Origin of the sequence: Sphaerotilus natans, assembly GCF_900156335.1 — a bacterium.
Taxonomy (GTDB): Bacteria; Pseudomonadota; Gammaproteobacteria; order Burkholderiales; family Burkholderiaceae_C; genus Sphaerotilus; species Sphaerotilus natans.
Window position 1 is genome coordinate 1 of sequence record NZ_FTMZ01000033.1, and the last position, 19,100, is coordinate 19,100.

The window sequence follows — 19,100 nt, forward strand, 5'->3', positions numbered from 1 at the left end:
CGCTGAGCTACACGACCAGCACGCTGCCGAGCTGGCTGACGTTCAACGCGGGCACACGGACCTTCAGCGGCACGCCGGCCAATGCCGACGTCGGCACGCTGACGATCACGGTGACGGCGAAGGATGGCAGCAATGCGACGGCCAGCGATTCCTTCGTGCTGACGATCGCCAACGTCAACGACGCGCCGACGGTGGCGTCTCCGATCGCCGACCAGAGTGCGACCGAGGATCAGCCGTTCAGCTTCCAGATTCCCGCCGGGACGTTTGCCGATGTCGACGCGGGCGATGCGTTGAGCTACACGACCAGCACGCTACCGAGCTGGCTGAGCTTCAACGCCGCGACGCGCACCTTCAGCGGCACGCCGGCCAACGCCGACGTCGGCGCGGTGATGGTCACGGTGACGGCCAAGGATGGCAGCAACGCGACGGTCAGCGATTCCTTCGTGCTGACGGTCGCCAACGTCAACGACGCGCCGACGGTCGCGGCTCCGATCGCCGACCAGAGCGCGACGGAAGATCAGCCGTTCAGCTTCCAGCTCCCCTCCGGGACGTTTTCCGATGTCGACGCGGGTGACTCGCTGAGCTACACGACCAGCACGCTGCCGAGCTGGCTGAGCTTCAACACCGCGACGCGTACCTTCAGCGGCACGCCGGCCAATGCTGACGTCGGCACGCTGACGATCACGGTGACGGCGAAGGATGGCAGCAACGCGACGGCCAGCGATTCCTTCGTGCTGACGATCGCCAACGTCAACGACGCGCCGACGGTGGCGGCTCCGATCGCCGACCAGAGTGCGATGGAAGATCAGCCGTTCAGCTTCCAGCTGCCGGCGGGCACCTTCGCGGATATCGACGCTGGCGATTCGCTGAGCTACACGACGAGTGCATTGCCGAGCTGGCTGACGTTCAACGCAGGCACACGCACCTTCAGCGGCACGCCGGCCAATGCTGACGTCGGCACGCTGACGATCACGGTGACGGCGAAGGATGGCAGCAACGCTCAGGTCAGCGACTCGTTTGTGCTGACGGTCGCCAACGTCAACGATGCGCCGACCGTCGCCACGTCGATTGCCGATCAGAGCGCGACGGAAGATCAGCCGTTCAGCTTCCAGATTCCCGCCGGGACGTTTTCCGATGTCGACGCGGGCGATGCGTTGAGCTACACGACCAGCACGCTACCGAGCTGGCTGAGCTTCAACGCAGCGACGCGCACCTTCAGCGGCACGCCGGCCAATGCCGACGTTGGTACGCTGACGATCACGGTGACGGCGAAGGACGGCAGCAATGCGACGGCCAGCGATTCCTTCGTTCTGACGATCACCAACGTCAACGACGCGCCGACCGTCGCGTCTCCGATCGCCGATCAGAGCGCGACGGAAGATCAGCCGTTCAGCTTCCAGCTCCCGGCGGGCACCTTCGCGGATGTCGACGCGGGCGACTCGCTGAGCTACACGACGAGCGCGCTGCCGACCTGGCTGACGTTCGACGCGGGCACACGCACCTTCAGCGGCACGCCGGCCAACGCCGACGTCGGAGCGCTGACGATCACGGTGACGGCGAAGGATGGCAGCAATGCCACGGCCAGTGACTCGTTTGTACTGACGGTGGCCAATGTCAACGATGCGCCGACCTTGCAGATCGGTGGGCCGCTGACGCTGGAGGAGGGCGGGCATCAGGTGCTGACGCTGGCGGACCTGCTGCCGGCGGATGTCGATGACGATGGACGCTCGCTGGTGTTCGAGCTTGTCGGCAGCGCGCCGGCCGGCCGGCTGGAGCGGGTCGATGCGCCGGGCGTGGCGCTGGATCGCTTCAGTGTCGGGGATCTGGCCGATGGGCTGATCCGGTATGTGCACGACGGCAGCGAGAGCGTGTCCGATGGGCTGGAGCTGCGGCTGCGCGATGCGTCCGGCGCGCTCTCGGAGCCGGTGCGGCTGCAGATCATGATCACGCCGGTGGACGACGAGGCGCCGCGCATCGTCTCCAACGACGGGCAGGCCCGGGTCGTGCTGGATCATTCCGAGAACAGTCCCTGGCAGCGTGTCATGCAGGCCAGCGACGCCGACCGGCCGCTGTCGGTGCTGCAGTGGCGGATCGCGGGCGGGGCGGATGCCGCCCGCTTCGAGATCGATGCCGACAGCGGCGAGCTGCTGCTGCTGGGCCTGCTCGACCGCGAGCAGCCGCAGGATGCCGACCGCGACAACCACTACGAGGTGCTGCTCGAGGTCTCGGACGGGCGCCATGTCGCCACGCAGCAGCTGCTGCTGCGCATCACCGATGTGGACGAGGCGCCTGAGATCGAGATCGGTCTGCTTCAGGTCGATCAGGGCATGCGCCTGCGCCTGGACGAGAGCCTGCTGCGGGCCCAGGATGTCGACAGCTCGACGGAGGCGCTGGTCTACCGGGTCGTCGCCATCGAGAACGGTCGCTTCGTGGCGGCGGGTGGCAACGCGGTGCTGACGACCTTCTCCCAGGCGGATGTGGCCGCGGGCCGGGTGGTGTTCCAGCATGACGAGAACTCGCTGGCGGCCCACTTCAGCCTGGTGCTGTCGGATGGCCGCAGCGAATCTGGCGTGATGAGCGTGGAGATCGTGGTGCGCGAGCGCGGCTTCGATGCCGGATCGATGCCTGCCGAGCCGCCGCCGGACCGCATGGATGACTCGCCGTCGCTGGTCGTGTCCCGCATCGAGCTTGCCGATCCGCTGCGCGAGCGCTCGCTGCAGGTGCAGGCCAGTCAGGAGGTCGTGCGTGCTGCGGTGCTGCGGGGGCTGGCGGCACGTGACGGCGGCGGTGCGACCGAACTGGTGGCCGGTGACCTGATGGCGGGCTGGGTCGACGCGCTGCGCCGCTTCGTCACGCCGTCGGCGTCGGAGGCGCAGGCCGCTCGTCCGGGCGTGCCGGGCGGCGAGGTCGGCTTCTCCGTGGACCTGATGCGCCTGCCTGACAGCGATCTGCTGGTGCTGCTGGATGTGGTGCTGGATCTGGCCGGCTTCGAGGCGACGGCCCTGATCCGCCCGGTTGGCGAGGGGGCGGTCGGCGCGCAGACGGCCGACGGCCAGGCGGTCCGATCCGCCGCGCCCGACGAGCCGGAGAATCTGCTGCAGCGTGAATGGCAGAGCGGCACGGTGGCCCGCACCGGTGCGGTGGTGATGAGCGCCGGTGCGCTGTTCTGGGCCGTCCGGGCCGGAGGGCTGGCCGCCAGCCTGGCCTTTGCCTCGCCGGTCTGGTGGCGGCTCGATCCGCTGCCGGTGCTGCAGGCCGCCCGGCGCGAGACGGCCGGCGCCGAGGCCGGCCGGCGAGGCTGGCGCGATACCGGCGTGACCGGCGAGCTCGCCGGCCTGGCCGAGGATCTGCTGGATCGCCAGGGCTGAGCCGCGCCATGTCCGTTTCCTTTTCCGACCGATGCCCACGACAGGAGAGTGCGCCGTGATGCCCCGCCTGAGGCCGTTCGACACCATCAGCCGCATCGCCGTCGGCCTGTCTGCGCTGGTGGTGCTGTGCCTAGTGACGATCGATGCCCTGTTCGGCCTGGTGGCCGACCCGGCGGCCCGCGAGGCGGCCCGGCGGCAGGCGGTCAGCCAGGTCCTGGCCGATCAGCTGATGGTGGCCGCCACCCGGCTGGGCGAGCGCGAGGTGCAGCAGATGCTCGATGCCTTCCGGCGCCGCGAGACGCAGGCGCTGGCGATCGTGCTGCGGCCGGCCGGCGCCGAGCCGGTGGCGGGCAGCGGCATCCTGCAGCCTGCAGGCGACGCGGCCCGCATGCATCTGGCGGTGCCGGTGCAGCTGCAGGGCCGCGACTGGGGCGCGCTGGAGCTGCAGTGGCAGCCGATTCCCGGCGAGGGCTGGCCCGGGCGGCTGCTGACGATGAGCACGCTGTGGCCGCTGCTGTGCTTCCTGGGCATGGCGGTGCTGCTGCGCCTGTATCTGGGGCGGGTGCTGAACCAGCTCGATCCGAGCGGCGCCGTGCCGGGGCGGGTGCGCTCGGCCTACAACTCGCTGACCGAGGGCGTGATGATTCTGGACGAGCACGGCCGCATCCTGCTGGTCAACGAGGCGGTGGCGCAGATCACCGGCCGGCGCGATGTCTCGATCGGCCGCCAGATCGAGGACATCGAGGTCTTCGCCGCGATGCGCCAGGACGATCCGTCGCGCCCACTGCCCTGGCGCATGGCGCTGGAAAGGTCGGTGGGCGTCGAGCGCATCCGCATGGTGATCGGCGAGGGCAGCCGGGCGCGCATTCTGCTGGTGAGCTGCGCTCCGCTCGGCCAGGATCTGGACAACCCGGGCGAGCGCCGGCTGCGCCGCCGCAAGGGCGCCGAGGGCTGCCTGGTGGTGCTGGCCGACCAGACCTCGCTGGAGCGTGCGCATGAGCAGCTCTCGCGCGCGCTGAAGGATCTGCAGGGCGCGCACGAGCAGATCCGCCTGAAGAACGAGGAGCTGTTCCGCCTGGCCACGCGCGACCCGATGACCGGCTGCCTGAACCGGCGCGCCTTCTTCGAGCAGGCGGGTGCGCTGAAGGAGCGCTGCAACCTCGAGGGCCGGCCGGTCGCCGCGGTGATGTGCGACATCGACCACTTCAAGAGCTTCAACGACCGCTACGGTCACGCGATCGGCGACGAGGTCATCAAGGCGGTCGCCGGCATCTACAACGGCAGCGCGCGCGAGGCCGATCTGGTCTGCCGCTACGGCGGCGAGGAGTTCTGCGTGCTGCTGCCGGACTGCGAGGAGGAGGTCGCGCTGGCGATCGCCGACACGCTGCGCCGCCTGGTGCAGGACACCGCCGGCGACGGCATCGACCATGATCCGCGACTGACGATCACCTCGAGCTTCGGCGTGGCGGTGACCCGCTCGACCCGCGTCGGGCTGGAGGCGCTGATCGACCAGGCCGACCAGGCGCTCTACCAGTCCAAGCGCAACGGCCGCAACCGCTGCACGCTGCATGAGGAGAAGGTGGCCGAACCGGCCTGAGCCGGACCGTTGCGCGCCGGCTCAGAGCGGCAGCGGATCGGTGTCGTCGAAGCGCAGGACCTCGAAGCTGACGGTCGGCGCGTTGATGATGTTGGGGCTGACGCCCAGGCAGATCAGCCCGCGGCCATGCAGCGTGCAGGCGCCGCGGCGCAGCGTGACCACCTCGGACTGGCGGCCGAAGCGCACGTAAGTGCCGTTGGAGCTCAGGTCGGTGAGCTGGAAGTTGCCGCTGTGCCACTCGATGCGGGCATGCACGCGCGAGACGCGGCTGTCGTCGAGGCAGTAGGCCGCCTCGTGGCTGCGGCCGATGATGACCGGCAGGTTGCGCACCGTGTGAATGCGCGAGACGCCCTCGCAGACCAGCCGGATGCCCTCGGGCACGGTGGTCGGCGCGGTGTCGCCGAACATCGTCGACATCGGATCGGGGCCGGAGCGCTTGCTCTCGAAGCGCCAGACCTCGACCGGCTCGACCCGCCCGCGCAGGTGCAGCCGCTCGAGCCGACGGAATCGCTCGCGCACATCGGGTGCCAGCACCGCCAGCGTCTGCGAGGTGATCAGCGTCTCGTTGTCGCCGGCATGATCGAGCAGCCGGGCCGAGACATTGACCGCATCGCCGAAGCAGTCGCCCGCCACCTCGATGACCTCGCCATGCGCCATCGCGATCTGCACCCGCATGACCGGACTGCGCGAGGGCCGCGCCGAGCCCATCACCCGCTCGAGCGAGTCATGGACCTCCTCGGCGGCACGCACGGCGCCGGCCGGGTGCGGGAACATGGCCATCAGGCCATCGCCCAGCGTCTTGATCACGCGACCGCCCTGGCCCTCCATGATGCGGGCGACCACCGCCACGCTGTGGGTGACGACCGTCGCCGCCTCGGCATTGCCCAGGCTCTCGTACAGGGAGGTGCTGCCGCGCAGATCGGCAAAGAGAATGGTGCAAGTGACGGTCTGCGACATGGCTTCAGTTTACCCCGGCATTCCGTGATGCAGTGCGCATCCAAAGGTTGCAGAAGTGATAAGACCCCGCTCATTCGCGGGGTCTTCGGGGCGTTTACAGATTGTCCAGATAGGTCCGCAGCTTGTCCGAGCGGCTCGGGTGCTTGAGCTTGCGGATGGCCTTGGCCTCGATCTGGCGGATGCGCTCGCGCGTGACGTCGAACTGCTTGCCCACCTCTTCCAGCGTGTGGTCGGTCGACATCTCGATGCCGAAGCGCATGCGCAGCACCTTGGCTTCGCGCGGCGTCAGGCTGTCGAGGATGTCGCGCACCACGTCGCGCAGACCCGACTGCATCGCCGCCTCGATCGGCGCGGTGTTGTTGGTGTCCTCGATGAAGTCGCCCAGGTGGCTGTCGTCGTCGTCCCCGATCGGCGTTTCCATGGAGATCGGCTCCTTGGCGATCTTCATGATCTTGCGGATCTTGTCCTCCGGCATGTCCATCTTCTCGGCCAGCACCGGCGCGTCCGGCTCGTAGCCGAACTCCTGCAGATGCTGACGCGACAGGCGGTTCATCTTGTTGATCGTCTCGATCATGTGCACCGGGATGCGGATGGTGCGCGCCTGGTCGGCGATCGAGCGCGTGATGGCCTGACGGATCCACCAGGTCGCGTAGGTCGAGAACTTGTAGCCGCGGCGGTATTCGAACTTGTCGACCGCCTTCATCAGGCCGATGTTGCCTTCCTGGATCAGGTCGAGGAACTGCAGGCCGCGGTTGGTGTACTTCTTGGCGATGGAGATCACCAGGCGCAGGTTGGCCTCGATCATTTCGCGCTTGGCCTCGCGCGAGTTGGCCTCGCCCTCGTTCATGCGCTTGTTGATCGCCTTGAGGTCGTCGATCGGGACGATGGCGCGCTTTTGCAGGTCGATGAGCTTCTGCTGCAGCTCCTGCACCGCGGGCAGGTTGCGGCCCAGCACCGCGCTGTAGCCCTTGCCGATGGCGACCTCGCCCTCGGCCCAGGCCAGGTTCAGCATGTTCGGCGGGAAGACCTTGATGAAGTGCTCCTGCGGCATGCCGCAGCGGTCGACCACGATCTTGCGCAGCTCGCGCTCGTAGCGGCGCACGTCATCGACCTGCGAGCGCAGCAGGTCGCACAGCCGCTCGATGGTCTTGACGGTGAAGCGGATGGTCATCAGCTGTGCGCTGATGGCTTCCTGCGCTGCGTTGTAGGCGTCGCAGCGGTAGCCCTTGGACTCGATGGCCGCGCGCATCTTCGCGTTCTCGTCGCGGATCGCGTCGAAGCGGGTCAGCGCCTGGTTCTTCATCTCCTCGAGCTTCTTCGTCAGGGCCTTGGAGGTGCCGGCGCCTTCCTCCTCGTCCTCGTCGAACTCGTCGAAGTCTTCCTCGGCGACGTAGTCGTCGGCTTCCTCCGACGAGACGAAGCCATCGACCACCTCGGAGATGGTCATCTCGCCGGCGCGGATGCGCCCGGCCATGGCCAGGATCTCGTCGATGGTGGCCGGCGAGGCGGAGATGGCCAGCATCATCGCCTGCAGGCCGCCTTCGATGCGCTTGGCGATCTCGATCTCGCCCTCGCGCGTCAGCAGCTCGACCGTGCCCATCTCGCGCATGTACATGCGCACCGGGTCGGTGGTGCGGCCGAATTCCGAGTCCACCGTGGACAGGGCGGCCTCGGCTTCTTCCTCGGCTTCTTCTTCAGTGGCGGTGGTGGTGTTGCCGCCGGCGATGAGCAGCGTGGCGGCATCAGGCGCCTGCTCGTAGACCGCGATGCCCATGTCGTTGAGCATCGAGATGATGGCCTCCAGGATCTCGTTCTCGACCAGCTTCTCGGGCAGGTGGTCGTTGATTTCCTGGTGGGTGAGGTAGCCGCGCGTCTTGCCCATCTTGATGAGGGTCTTGAGCTCCTGGCGGCGCTTGGCGACTTCCTCTTCGGTCAGGGTGGTCTCGTCGAGACCGAACTCGCGCATCAGCGCGCGCTCCTTGGCGCGGCTGACCTTCATGCGCAGCGGCTTGGCCTTGGGCTTGTCGGCCTCGCCGCTGTCTTCCTCGGCGGCGGTCTCGACCTCGGGGTCGGCTTCCGCTTCGACATCGGCTTCGGCGTCGAGATCGCCTTCGATGTCGGTGAAGTCGTCGTCTGCGCTTTCCAGGCCGGGCTTCTTCTTGGCCTCGGGCTTCTTGGCGGTGTCGGCCTTTGCCGAGTCGGCACTGGCGGCCTTGGGCTTGCGGCCGCGGCGCACGACGACCGGCTCACCGGACGGCACAGCGGCAGCAGCAGCCGGCGCGGCAACCGGTGCCGGCGCGGCGGCGACGGTCGGGGTCGGCGTGGCTTCGGGCTTGACGGCCTTGACCGCACGCACCACGCGCACGGTGCGCGGGGCGGCGGCCGGGGCGGCGGCGCTGTTCGTCGGGGAAGTCTGGTCGGGGCTGTTCTTCGCGGTCATGCGATTCCTCGGCTGGGGTGCTCGGATACGGTGAGGCTTTGAGCCCGCAACTCAAGTCCAAGAAGCCACGGACCTTTCGGCACGCGGCGCGGACTCTGCGTTCGGGCGGGCAAGCTGGCGTGAACTGTCTTGGATGCAGCGCTGGCGGAAAAGATGGCCGTCATGTCATGCCCGTGTCGCGGGTGGCCGGGGCCGGCAGGCGCTGCTGTCACTCTTGCCGCATCGAAACCAACCTTCAATTATACAGCGCCCCCGCTGAGCCTCGATTTCAGGGCCGCCCTCAGGGCATTGAGCTCTGTGCCGCGTGCCCGGGCGGCATCCGAGAGAGGGCCGGACTCGATCAGCAGGTTCCATTCGTCGGCGATCTGCTCGAGCCGCAGCCGGTCGATCAGCACCGGCAGGTCGCCGTTGGCGGGCAGGCTGCCCAGCGCGAGCAGCCGCTCCATGCGCGCTAGCAGCGTGCCGGTGCCGGCTTCCTCGGCCTCGGCGCGCAGCAGCGGCAGCAGTTCTTCGGGCGGAAGCGGGCCTTCGTCATGCAGCAGCTGCTCCAGCCGCGAGAACAGCGCACCGTGCGGCGCGGGCTGCTGCACCAGCTGGTCGTGCATCTCGGCGGGCAGCGTCTCCCAGGCCGCCAGGCCGCAGGTCAGCGTCCAGGCGATCTGGTCGAGCAGCGAGGCGGTGCGCGGCGGCGTGCTGCGCGGCGAGGCGGTGGCGTCACCGCCGCGGCGGTCGCGCCAGCGGCTGCGGTCACGATCGCCGTCACGACCCTCGCGGTCGCGCCGGAAGGGCCGGCCGCTGCCACGCTCGAAGCGCCGGTGCGCCGGCGTGCCGTCGTCGCGCGGGTCGTAGCCGAGCGGATCCTGCGCGGCGGCCTCGGCCTGCGGCGCGCGGTCGTCGAGCGGGATGTCGTCCCAGTCCGGCGGCGGTGCCGGCGCGCGCTCCCGATCGCGTTCTCGATCGCGGTCGTTCTCGATCCGGGCGCGGGCCGCGCCGTGGCCGGGGCGGGCGGGGGCGCTCCAGTGCCGCTCCAGCACCTCGAACGAGACGCCGCCGTCGCGCGCCAGCTCGTCGAGCAGCTGGGCCTTGAGCAGGCCCTCGGGAATCAGCTCGAACAGCGGGCGGGCCTGCGCGAGCATGCGGGTGCGGCCCTCGGGCGTCGTCAGGTCGCAGCCCTCGGCGGCGATGGCGCGCAGCTGGCGCGACAGCGGCACCGCCTCGGCGATGCAGCGCTCGAAGGCCTCGGTGCCGTGCTCGCGGATGAAGGTGTCGGGGTCGTGCTCGGCCGGCAGGAACAGGAAGCGGAAGCTGCGGGTGTCGCCGACATGCGGCAGCACCGCCTCCATCGCGCGCGCCGCCGCCCGCCGCCCGGCCGCGTCGCCGTCGAAGCTGAAGACCAGGTGCTCGGCGAAGCGCAGCAGCTTGGCCACATGGTCGGCGGTGCAGGCGGTGCCCAGCGTCGCCACCGCGTTGCCCACGCCGAGCTGCGCCAGCGCCACCACGTCCATGTAGCCTTCGGTGATCAGGATGAAGCCGCGCTGGCGGATCGCCGCGCGGGCCTCGAACAGGCCGTAGAGCTCGCGGCCCTTCAGGAAGACCGGCGTCTCGGGCGAGTTGAGGTATTTCGGCTCGCCCTTGTCCAGCACCCGGCCGCCGAAGCCGATGACCTCGCCCTTCGGGTTGCGGATCGGGAACATGATCCGGTCGCGGAAGCGGTCGTAGCGGCGCTGCTCGCCGGTCTCGTCCTGCAGGATGACCAGGCCGGACTCGACCAGCTTGGGGTCGTCGTATTCGCCGAAGGCGCTGGCCAGCGCGTGCCAGCCCGCCGGCGCGTAGCCCAGGCCGAAGCGCGCAGCGATCTCGCCGGTCAGGCCGCGGCCCTTCAGGTAGTCGATCGCGCGGCGGCTGCCCTTGAGCTGGCCGCGGTAATGGCGGCAGGCCTTGGCCAGCACGTCCACCAGCGAAAGCTGCTTCTCGCGGGCCTGGGCGGCGCGCTCGCGCTCGCGCGGGTCGCGGTCGTCGTCAGGCACGGTCAGGCCGAGCTCGCCGGCGAGGTCCTTGACCGCCTCGACGAAGCCCAGGCCGCCGTGCTCCATCAGGAAGCCGACCGCGTTGCCGTGCACGCCGCAGCCGAAGCAGTGGTAGGTCTGGCGCGAGGGGCTGACGACGAAGCTGGGCGACTTCTCGCCGTGGAAGGGGCACAGGCCCTTGTAGTTGATGCCGGCCTTCTTCAGCGGCACGGCGCGGCCCACCACGTCGACGATGTCGGCGCGGGAGAGCAGGTCCTGGATGAAGCCTTGGGGTATCACGCGGCGGAGTCTAGCGGAGGGCTCCCGGCGCCTCTCGGAGCGCCCTTCCTAGAATGCCGCGATGTCCCTGCCTGCGCTCCTGTCCACTGACGGCCTGCACGACGCCTATGTGCTGGCCGTCTTCGCCACCGTCTACCTCGGCATGATCCTGGGCGGCCTGCCGAAGCTCCATCTCGACCGCACCGGCGTGGCGCTGCTGGGCGCCATCGCCATCGTCGGCGCCGAGGTGATGACGCCCGAGGCCGCTGCCCGCGCCATCCACCTGCCGACGATCCTGCTGCTGTTCTCCTTCATGGTGATCTCGGCGCAGATGCGCCTGGGCGGCTTCTACGGCGCGGTGACCCGGCGCATCGCGGCGCTGCCGCTGGGGCCGGCCGGGCTGATGGGCGTGGTGATCGCGGTGGCGGCGGCGCTGTCGGCGGTGTTCTCCAACGACATCGTCTGCCTGGCGGTGGCGCCGGTGCTGGCCGAGGCCTGCCTGCGCCGGCGGCTCGATCCGGTGCCTTTCCTGCTCGGTCTGGCCTGCGCGAGCAACATCGGCTCGGCCGCGACGCTTATCGGCAACCCGCAGAACATGCTGATCGGCGAGGTGCTGAAGATGCCGTTTGCCGGCTATGCGCTGCAGGCGATCGGGCCGGTCGTCGTCGGGCTGCTGGCGCTGTGGGCGCTGCTGGCCGTGTCGATGCGCCGCACGCCGCCGGTGGCCGAGCCGGACCCGGCGCAGCTCGCCGCCGTGGTCGCCGAAGGGCCGCCCTTCGACCGCTGGCAGACCGCCAAGGGCCTGGCGGTGGCGCTGGCGCTGGTCGGCGTGTTCCTGTTCACCGACTGGCCGCGCGACGTGGCGGCGCTGGCCGGCGCCGGTGTGCTGCTGCTGAGCCAGCGCTTCCACTCGTCGAAGGTGATGGGCCTGATCGACTGGGAGCTGCTGATCCTGTTCATGGGCCTGTTCGTCGTCAACCACGCGCTGGAGCAGACCGGGCTGACCCGGCAGGCGGTGGCCTGGCTGGGCGCGCAGGGCGTGGATCTGGCCGATCCGGCCACGCTCTTCGTCGCCATCCTCGGCCTGAGCAATCTGGTGTCGAACGTGCCGGCGGTGATGGTGCTGATGCCGCTGGCGAACACCGGCTCGGGTGAACACGTCGGCGTCACGCTGGCGCTGGTCAGCACGATGGCGGGCAATCTGCTGATCGTCGGCTCGATCGCGAACATCATCGTGGTGGACGCCGCCGCGCGCTGTGGCATCACCATCGACTGGCGCCGCCACGCGCGCACCGGCGTGCCGGTGACGCTCGTGACGCTGGCGGTGGTGGCGGGCTGGCTGGCGCTGGGCTGAGGCGCGGCGCGGTCAATCAGTTCCCCAGCACCACGCCTTCGCGGCGCGGATCGGCGCCGCCGAGCCAGCCCGGGCGCGCCGGGTCGGTCGAGCGGCTGATCGCCTGCAGGCCGCTGGTCATTTCCTGCTCGCGCACCTCGTGGCCGCGGGCCTTGAGCGCCTCGATGACCGCGGCGGGGAAGCGGCCCTTCTCCAGCACCACCGGCCCGCCGGTGGTGCCGAAGTTGGGCAGGTCGATCGCCGCCTGCGGGTCGAGCCGCCACTGCAGCAGGCCGTGCAGCGTGCGTGCGGTGTAGTGGATGATCAGCGCGCCGCCGGGGCTGCCGGCGCTGGCGGCCAGCCGGCCTTGCTCGTCGAAGACCAGCGTCGGCGCCATCGACGAGCGCGGGCGCTTGCCCGGCTCGACCCGGTTGGCCACCGGGCGGCCGCTGGTGTCGGCTGGGGCGAAGCTGAAGTCGCTCAGCTCGTTGTTCAGCAGGAAGCCGCGCACCATCTGGCGTGCGCCGAAGGCGTCCTCGATGGTCGTCGTCATCGACAGCGCGCGGCCCTGGGCATCGACGATGCTGATGTGGCTGGTGCCGTATTCGATCTGCTCGGCCATCGGCGCGAAACCGGTGCGCACCGGGCCGGGCACGCCGGCCGGCGCGGTCGGTGCGCGCTGCGACCCGATGCGCTGCGCCCGCGCGTCGAGGTAGGCGGGATCGAGCAGGCTGCGCCAGTCGCCGCCGGGCGCGGGCACGAAGTCGGGGTCGCCCAGATACTGCGCCCGGTCGGCGAAGGCCAGCCGCGAGGCTTCCATGTAGGTGTGCAGCCAGCCGGCCGAGGGCAGGCCGGTGTCGGCGGTCAGCGGCTCCTGCGCCGCGCCGGTGCGCGCCATCAGGCCGAGAATCTGGCCGACCGCGATCGCGCCGGAGCTCGGCGGCGGAAAGCCGCAGATCCGCCAGCGGCGGCCATCGGCGACGTGGGCGTGGCAGATCGCCTCGCGCACCTTGGGCGGGTAGCCGGCCAGGTCGGCCAGCGTCATCCGGCCCGGATTGCCGGGGTGGCCCTGCACCTTGGCGACGATGGCCTGCGCGATCTCGCCCTCGTGCAGCGCCCGGGCGCCCTCGCGCGCCAGGCGGCGCAGCACCTCGGCCAGCTCGGGGTTCTTCAGCCGGTGGCCGACTGGCCAAGGCGTGCCGTCGGGCTGGTAGAAGAAGGCGGCGGCCGCGGGGTCCTTCTTGAGGTGCGTCTCGGCCTGCAGCATTGCGTGCAGCCGCGGGCTGACCGGAAAGCCCGCCTCGGCCAGACGGATCGCCGGCTCGAACAGCTCGGCCCAGCGCAGCCGGCCGTGCTGCGCGTGCGCCATTTCCAGCATGCGCACCGTGCCGGGCACGCCCACCGCGCGCCCGCCGACCACCGCGTCATGGAAGGCCATCGGCTGGCCCTCCGGCGTCAGGAACAGGCGCTCGTCGACGGCGGCCGGCGCGGTCTCGCGGCCGTCGAAGGCCTGGACTTGCTGGCCGTCCCAGTGCAGCAGGAAGGCACCGCCGCCGATGCCGCTGGACTGCGGCTCCACCAGCGTCAGCACCATCTGCACCGCGATCGCCGCGTCCAGCGCCGAGCCGCCGCGCGCGAGCATCTGCCGGCCGGCCTCGGTGGCCAGCGGATTGGCCGCGGCCACCGCGAACTGCGCATGGCGGCTGGCCGGGCGGGCGGCCTGCAGGCCGGTGGCGATCTCGGGCTGGCGCGGCAGGCTGGCCTCGGGCGGGGCCGGCGGCGTGGCGCAGGCCGCCAGCAGCGCGGCGGCGATCAGCGCGGAGGTCGGGGCAGGGCGGCGAAGGATCATCATGCGTTCTCCCTGGGGCATGCAGGCACCCGTGTGCCATCGTGAAGCCAGTCACGATGGTGGCATGAAGTCGCCGCCGTCGGGCAGCGCTGGCGCGTCGATCAGCGCGGCGCGAGCCGGATCGCGCCGTCCAGGCGGATCACCTCGCCGTTGAGCATCTCGTTGGTGACGATCTGCTGCACCAGCTTGGCATAGTCCTCGGGCTTGCCCAGGCGGCTCGGGAAGGGCACGCCGGCGGCCAGCGCGTCCTGCACCTCCTGCGGCATGCCGAACAGCATCGGCGTGCCGAAGATGCCCGGCGCGATCGTCATGCAGCGGATGCCGTTCTTCGACAGGTCGCGTGCGATCGGCAGCGTCATGCCGACCACGCCGCCCTTGCTGGCCGCGTAGGCCGCCTGGCCGATCTGGCCGTCGAAGGCGGCGATGCTGGCGGTGTTGATCAGCACGCCGCGCTCGCCGGTGGGCTCGGGCGCGTTCTTCGCCATGGCCTCGGCGGCCAGACGGATCATGTTGAAGCTGCCGATCAGGTTGATCTGGACGACCTTGGCGAACAGGCCCAGCGCATGCGCGCCGTCCTTGCCGACGGTGCGTGCCGCCGGCGCGATGCCGGCGCAGTTGACCAGGCCGAAGAGCGCGCCCATCGACAGCGCCTGCGCCACCACGGCGCGGCCGTCGTCCTCGCTGGAGACATCGCAGCGCACGAAGGCGCCGCCGATCTCGTCGGCGACCGCCTGGCCGCGCTCGGCCTGCAGATCGGCGATGACGACCTTCGCGCCCTCGCGCGCGAGCATGCGCGCCGCGCCTTCGCCCAGGCCCGAGGCCGCGCCGGTGACGATGAAAACCTTGCCTGCGATGTCCATGGAATGTGTTCCTGCGTTGTGGGTGGTGGGTGATGTCCGGTGGGGCGTGATGCTGGTTGACGTTGACGTAAACGTCAACTGGGGGAAACGAAAAAGGCCGCGCAGGGCGGCCTTGTCGGGTGGCTGGCAGCGCGGGCGCGCTGCCAGCGATCAGCTCAGCGCGGCCAGCGCGCGGGCGGTGATCTCGTCGACGCTGCCCACGCCGGCGATGGCACGGTACTTCGGCGCCTGGGCGTCCCCGGTGGCGGCCCAGCTCGAGTAGTAGTCGACCAGCGGGCGGGTCTGGCTCTGGTAGACGTCCAGACGCTTGCGCACCGTCTCTTCCTTGTCGTCATCGCGCTGGATCAGGTCCTCGCCGGTGACATCGTCCTTGCCTTCGACCTTCGGGGGATTGAAGACGACGTGGTAGGTGCGGCCCGAGGCCACATGCACGCGGCGACCGCTCATGCGGCCGATGATGTCGGCGTCCGGCACGTCGATCTCGAGCACGTAGTCGAGCTTGACGCCGGCGGCCTTCATCGCGTCGGCCTGCGGGATGGTGCGCGGGAAGCCGTCGAACAGGAATCCGCCGGCGCAGTCGGGCTGCGCGATGCGTTCCTTGACCAGGCCGATGATGATCTCGTCGCCGACGAGGCCACCGGCGTCCATCACCTTCTTGGCTTCGATGCCCAGCGGGGTGCCGGCCTTGACGGCGGCGCGCAGCATGTCGCCGGTCGAGATCTGCGGAATGCCGAACTGCTTGCAGATGAAAGCAGCCTGCGTGCCCTTGCCGGCGCCGGGTGCGCCCAACAGAATCAGTCTCATGAATCTCCTCGGTCTCTGAAAAACGGTGCCGGACCGATGGCCCGGCGTGACTGTGCTTGCGTGAAATTGAGCGCTGTTGCCGACGCGGGCGTGGATGTTCTGGGTATTCTGAGAATCACGCCCAGAATATCACGCGCCCCCTGTGATGAAACTGACACTTCGTGTCAGGGTCTGCCCAGGGTTTGCGTCGGGCGCGGAATGGTCTAGCGGGTGTTCGCGGACGAGCGCTGTTCGAAGATGCGACGCACCCGCGCCAGGTCCTCAGGCGTGTCGACGCCGGGGCCGGGGCGCTGCGGGCTCAGGTGCACGACGATGCGCTCGCCGTGCCACAGCACCCGCAGCTGCTCGAGCGACTCGATCTGCTCCAGCGGCGCCGGCGGCAGCGCGGGGAATCGGCGCAGGAAGCCGGCGGTGTAGCCGTAGATGCCGATGTGGCGCAGCGGCGCCGGATCGGGCAGCGCCGTCACGCCCTGCGCATGGCCGTCGCGCCACCACGGCATTGGCGCGCGCGAGAAGTACAGCGCCCGCCCGGCCGCGTCGGTGACGACCTTGACGACGTTCGGGTTGAGGTATTCCTCGACGCTGTCGATCGTGTGCGCGGCGGTGCTCATGACGCATTCCGGGTGCGCCTGCAGCCGCTCGGCGCAGGCGGCGACCAGCGCCGGATCGATCAGCGGCTCGTCGCCCTGCACGTTGACGACGATGTCGCGGCCGTCCAGGCCCAGCAGCGTGCAGGCCTCGGCCAGGCGATCGCTGCCGGTGGGGTGGTCGGCGCGCGTGAGCACCGCGTCGACGCCGTGCGCCTGGCAGGCCTCGAGAATGCGCGGCGAGTCGGCGGCGACGACCACCGCGCGCGCGCCGGCCTCGCGGCAGCGCTGCGCCACGCGCACCACCATCGGCACGCCAGCCAGATCGGCCAGCGGCTTGTCGGGCAGCCGGGTCGAGGCCAGCCGCGCCGGAATCAGCACGGTGCAGTCGAGGCTCGTCATGGCGTGTTCGGTGCGTTCGGTGCGGGCGCGGGAAAGACCGGCGGCGGCACGATCGCATCCGGATCGACGCTGCGGGCCTCGTTCTCGAGCATGACGGCGATGCCGTCGCGCACCGGAAAGGCCAGGCGGTCGGCCGGGCAGAGCAGTTCGCGGGTGTCGTGCAGGTGCGTCAGCGGACCCTTGCAGATCGGGCAGACGAGCAGTTGCATCAGTCGGGTGTCCATGGGCGTGGATGCTACCTTGCCGGCAGGGCCTGGAGAACGGCCGCGATCAATCCGGGCGCAAGTTGAAGCTCGAGTGGAACCACCTGCACCTGCACGCCGGGGCGCTCGGCGGCCAGCCGGGCGGGGTCGAGCTTGACGGCGTCCTTCTCGGTGACCAGCACCTCGGTGGCCGAGGCGGGCCAGGGCAGCGCCGCGTGGTCGTGGTGGTCGTCGAGCGCCAGCGTGTCGAGGTCGAGGCCCTGCGCGCGCAGCGCGTCGAAGAAGCGCGCCGGCTGGCCGGTGCCGGCGCTGGCTAGCAGCCGGCGTCCGCGCAGCGCGGCCCAGGCGGCCTCGTCCGTCGGGGCGGTGTCGCCGGGCACGCCGCTCCACCAGCGCGCCAGCGGCACCGGGCGGCCGAGCCGGCGCCGGCTGCGCTCGCCCGGCGGCGCGCCGGGGGGCGGCTCGGCGCGGTCGGTGTTGAGCACGACAAGCTGGGCGCGGCCGGCCGGCGGTGCGTCCACCGGCTCGCGCAAGGGGCCGGCCGGCAGCAGCCAGCCGTTGCCCGCGCCGCGCTCGTCGAAGACGACGATCTCGATGTCGCGCGCCAGGCGCAGGTGCTGCAGCCCGTCGTCGCAGACGATGACGTCGGTGTCGGGATGGCGGGCCAGCAGCTGGCGTGCGGCGGCGGCGCGGTCGCGCCCGACCACCACCGGCGCGCCGGTGCGCCGGCGCATCAGCAGCGGTTCGTCGCCGCAGGTGGCGGCCGGATCCTGCGGCTGCACCTCGTGCAGCGCGGCGAGATCGCTGCGGCCATGGCCGCGCGAGACGATGCCGGGCCGGCGACCGGCGGCGCGCAGCGCCTCGACCAGCGCGATCGTGACCGGCGTCTTGCCCGCGCCACCGGCGACGCGGTTGCCGACGACGATCACCGGCACCGGCAGATGCTCGCGGCGCAGCAGGCCGACCCGGTAGAGCGTGCGGCGCAGGCCGACCAGCGCCGCGTGCAGCAGCGCCAGCGGGCGCAGCAGCCATTGCGCCGGGCCGCCGTTGCGCCAGATCGCCTCGAGGCGGGCGGCGGCGCCGCGGGCGTCCTCAGCGGCTGCTGCCGCCACGGCCGGTGGACTGGGTCGCGAAGGTCAGCTGCACCAGCCCGGCGCGGCGGGCGGCGTCCATCACGTTGATCACGCTCTGGTGCGCGGCCATCGCGTCGGCCGAGATGATGACCGGGCGGTCGCGCTCGCCCTGCGCGGCGGCCAGCAGCGCGCTCGTCAGCGTGTCGATGCCGCCGTTCTCGACCGGCTGGCCGTTGATGCTGTAGCGGCCCTCGGACGACACGCCGACGATGATCTCGCGCGGGCGGCTGTCGAGCCGGTTCGACTCGGCCACCGGCAGCGTGACCTTCAGCTGGGTGTACTTGGCATAGGTGGTGGTCAGGACCAGGAAGATCAGCACCACCAGCAGCACATCGATGAACGGGATCAGGTTGATCTCCGGCTCGTCGGGGCGGCGCGGACGGAAGTTCATCGCCATCGTGCGGGGTCTCCGGGCCGGGTCTCAGCGGCGGCCGCGCGGCAGCAGGTGGGGCAGCAGCCGCTCGGCGGCCTGCTCCATCTGCAGCACGTAGCCGTCGACCAGCGAGCGGAAGTGACGCCAGGTCACCAGCGCCGGAATCGCCACGATCAGGCCGAAGGCGGTGTTGTACAGCGCCACCGAGATGCCGTGCGCGAGCTGCTCCGGATTGCTGCCGGTGCTCGGCGACTGCGCGCCGAAGATCTCGATCATGCCCACCACCGTGCCGAGCAGGCCCAGCAGCGGCGCGGCCGAGGCGATGGTGCCCAGCAGGCTCAGGTAGCGCTCCAGGCGGTGCGCGGCCAGGCGGCCGGCGTTCTCGAAGGCGTTGCGCAGCTGGGCCTCGTCGCCGCGCGCGTCGGTGGCGGCGGCGCGAATGCCCGCGGCCAGCACCGTGCCCAGCACCGAGCTGTCATGCAGCTTGTCGACCACGTCCGGCGCCGGCAGGCCGCTGCGGGTGAGGGTGATCACCTCGTCGAGCAGCGTCGGCGGAGCGATGCGGGCCGCGCGCAGGCTCATGAAGCGTTCGATGATGATCGCCAGCGCGGCGATGGAGCACAGGATCAGCGGCCAGATCGGCCAGCCAGCGGCTTGTATGATCGAAAACAAAGGTCTTTCCCCAGGGCGTCGCTCGGACTGCTGCGCCGTCATGGCACATCAGCGCGGAATTATGGCCTCAACACCGGGGTGATCCGCGCCTTGCCTTCCTGCGGCAGGGGTTGGCGGCCGGTCAGGATTGTCCACCAAGCCTGTGGATAAGTCTGTTGAAAAGCTGAGAGTCGATGCGCCAAGTCCTTTTCGCACAAGGAGTTTTCTTGGGTTGCCTGTTTTTTGATCAGTGTGGCG

The 19,100-nt window shown here is 70.5% G+C and carries 14 protein-coding genes; 3 read left to right on the top strand and 11 right to left on the bottom strand.

The features are described from left to right. Positions 1–3,368 (top strand): putative Ig domain-containing protein (locus tag BW996_RS19905; protein ID WP_175619151.1); only part of this gene is annotated, 3,368 nt, incomplete at its 5' end. Positions 3,369–3,426: 58 nt separating this feature from the next. Continuing rightward, positions 3,427–4,965 (top strand): sensor domain-containing diguanylate cyclase, encoded by a 1,539-nt coding sequence (locus tag BW996_RS19910; protein ID WP_037477666.1) that lies wholly within the window; start codon positions 3,427–3,429, stop codon positions 4,963–4,965. A 21-nt stretch (positions 4,966–4,986) separates the two neighbouring features. Here the strand turns inward: BW996_RS19910 and BW996_RS19915 are convergent, their stop codons facing one another. From BW996_RS19915 to dnaG, 3 genes are all read right to left on the bottom strand, one after another. Further along, positions 4,987–5,922: an adenylate/guanylate cyclase domain-containing protein gene (locus BW996_RS19915; RefSeq protein WP_037477665.1), complete on the bottom strand. Its 936-nt coding sequence runs from the start codon at positions 5,920–5,922 to the stop codon at positions 4,987–4,989. Positions 5,923–6,016: 94 nt separating this feature from the next. After that, on the bottom strand, positions 6,017–8,362 hold the full coding sequence (gene rpoD, locus BW996_RS19920; protein ID WP_037477664.1) for an RNA polymerase sigma factor RpoD: 2,346 nt from the start codon (positions 8,360–8,362) through the stop codon (positions 6,017–6,019). 239 nt (positions 8,363–8,601) lie between these two features. Further along, positions 8,602–10,668, bottom strand: a complete 2,067-nt coding sequence (gene dnaG / locus BW996_RS19925; protein WP_037477663.1) for a DNA primase — start codon at positions 10,666–10,668, stop codon at positions 8,602–8,604. A 61-nt stretch (positions 10,669–10,729) separates the two neighbouring features. Here dnaG and BW996_RS19930 point away from each other — a divergent pair, with 61 nt between their 5' ends. Continuing rightward, positions 10,730–12,001, top strand: coding sequence for an anion transporter (locus BW996_RS19930; RefSeq protein ID WP_051631463.1), 1,272 nt, complete (start codon positions 10,730–10,732; stop codon positions 11,999–12,001). A gap of 16 nt (positions 12,002–12,017) precedes the next feature. Here the strand turns inward: BW996_RS19930 and BW996_RS19935 are convergent, their stop codons facing one another. The 8 genes from BW996_RS19935 to BW996_RS19970 form a co-directional block, all read right to left on the bottom strand. Further along, positions 12,018–13,832 (bottom strand): gamma-glutamyltransferase family protein, encoded by a 1,815-nt coding sequence (locus BW996_RS19935; RefSeq protein ID WP_037477662.1) that lies wholly within the window; start codon positions 13,830–13,832, stop codon positions 12,018–12,020. 98 nt (positions 13,833–13,930) lie between these two features. Continuing rightward, positions 13,931–14,689: a 3-hydroxyacyl-CoA dehydrogenase gene (locus BW996_RS19940; protein ID WP_037477661.1), complete on the bottom strand. Its 759-nt coding sequence runs from the start codon at positions 14,687–14,689 to the stop codon at positions 13,931–13,933. Positions 14,690–14,839: 150 nt separating this feature from the next. Beyond that, entirely contained in the window at positions 14,840–15,493 is a 654-nt protein-coding gene (gene adk / locus BW996_RS19945) for an adenylate kinase (RefSeq protein WP_037477659.1), read from the bottom strand. Positions 15,494–15,696: 203 nt separating this feature from the next. Further along, positions 15,697–16,482, bottom strand: coding sequence for a 3-deoxy-manno-octulosonate cytidylyltransferase (gene kdsB, locus BW996_RS19950; RefSeq protein WP_037477657.1), 786 nt, complete (start codon positions 16,480–16,482; stop codon positions 15,697–15,699). Then, positions 16,479–16,706, bottom strand: a complete 228-nt coding sequence (locus BW996_RS19955; RefSeq protein WP_037477655.1) for a Trm112 family protein — start codon at positions 16,704–16,706, stop codon at positions 16,479–16,481. The genes kdsB and BW996_RS19955 overlap by 4 nt, the downstream gene beginning before the upstream one ends. A gap of 11 nt (positions 16,707–16,717) precedes the next feature. Then, positions 16,718–17,797, bottom strand: coding sequence for a tetraacyldisaccharide 4'-kinase (gene lpxK / locus BW996_RS19960; protein WP_051631462.1), 1,080 nt, complete (start codon positions 17,795–17,797; stop codon positions 16,718–16,720). Then, positions 17,778–18,209: an ExbD/TolR family protein gene (locus BW996_RS19965; protein WP_037477675.1), complete on the bottom strand. Its 432-nt coding sequence runs from the start codon at positions 18,207–18,209 to the stop codon at positions 17,778–17,780. The genes lpxK and BW996_RS19965 overlap by 20 nt, the downstream gene beginning before the upstream one ends. A 30-nt stretch (positions 18,210–18,239) precedes the next feature. Further along, a complete protein-coding gene (locus BW996_RS19970) occupies positions 18,240–18,863 on the bottom strand; it encodes a MotA/TolQ/ExbB proton channel family protein (protein ID WP_037477653.1) in 624 nt (207 codons plus the stop codon). Positions 18,864–19,100: the final 237 nt, after the last annotated feature.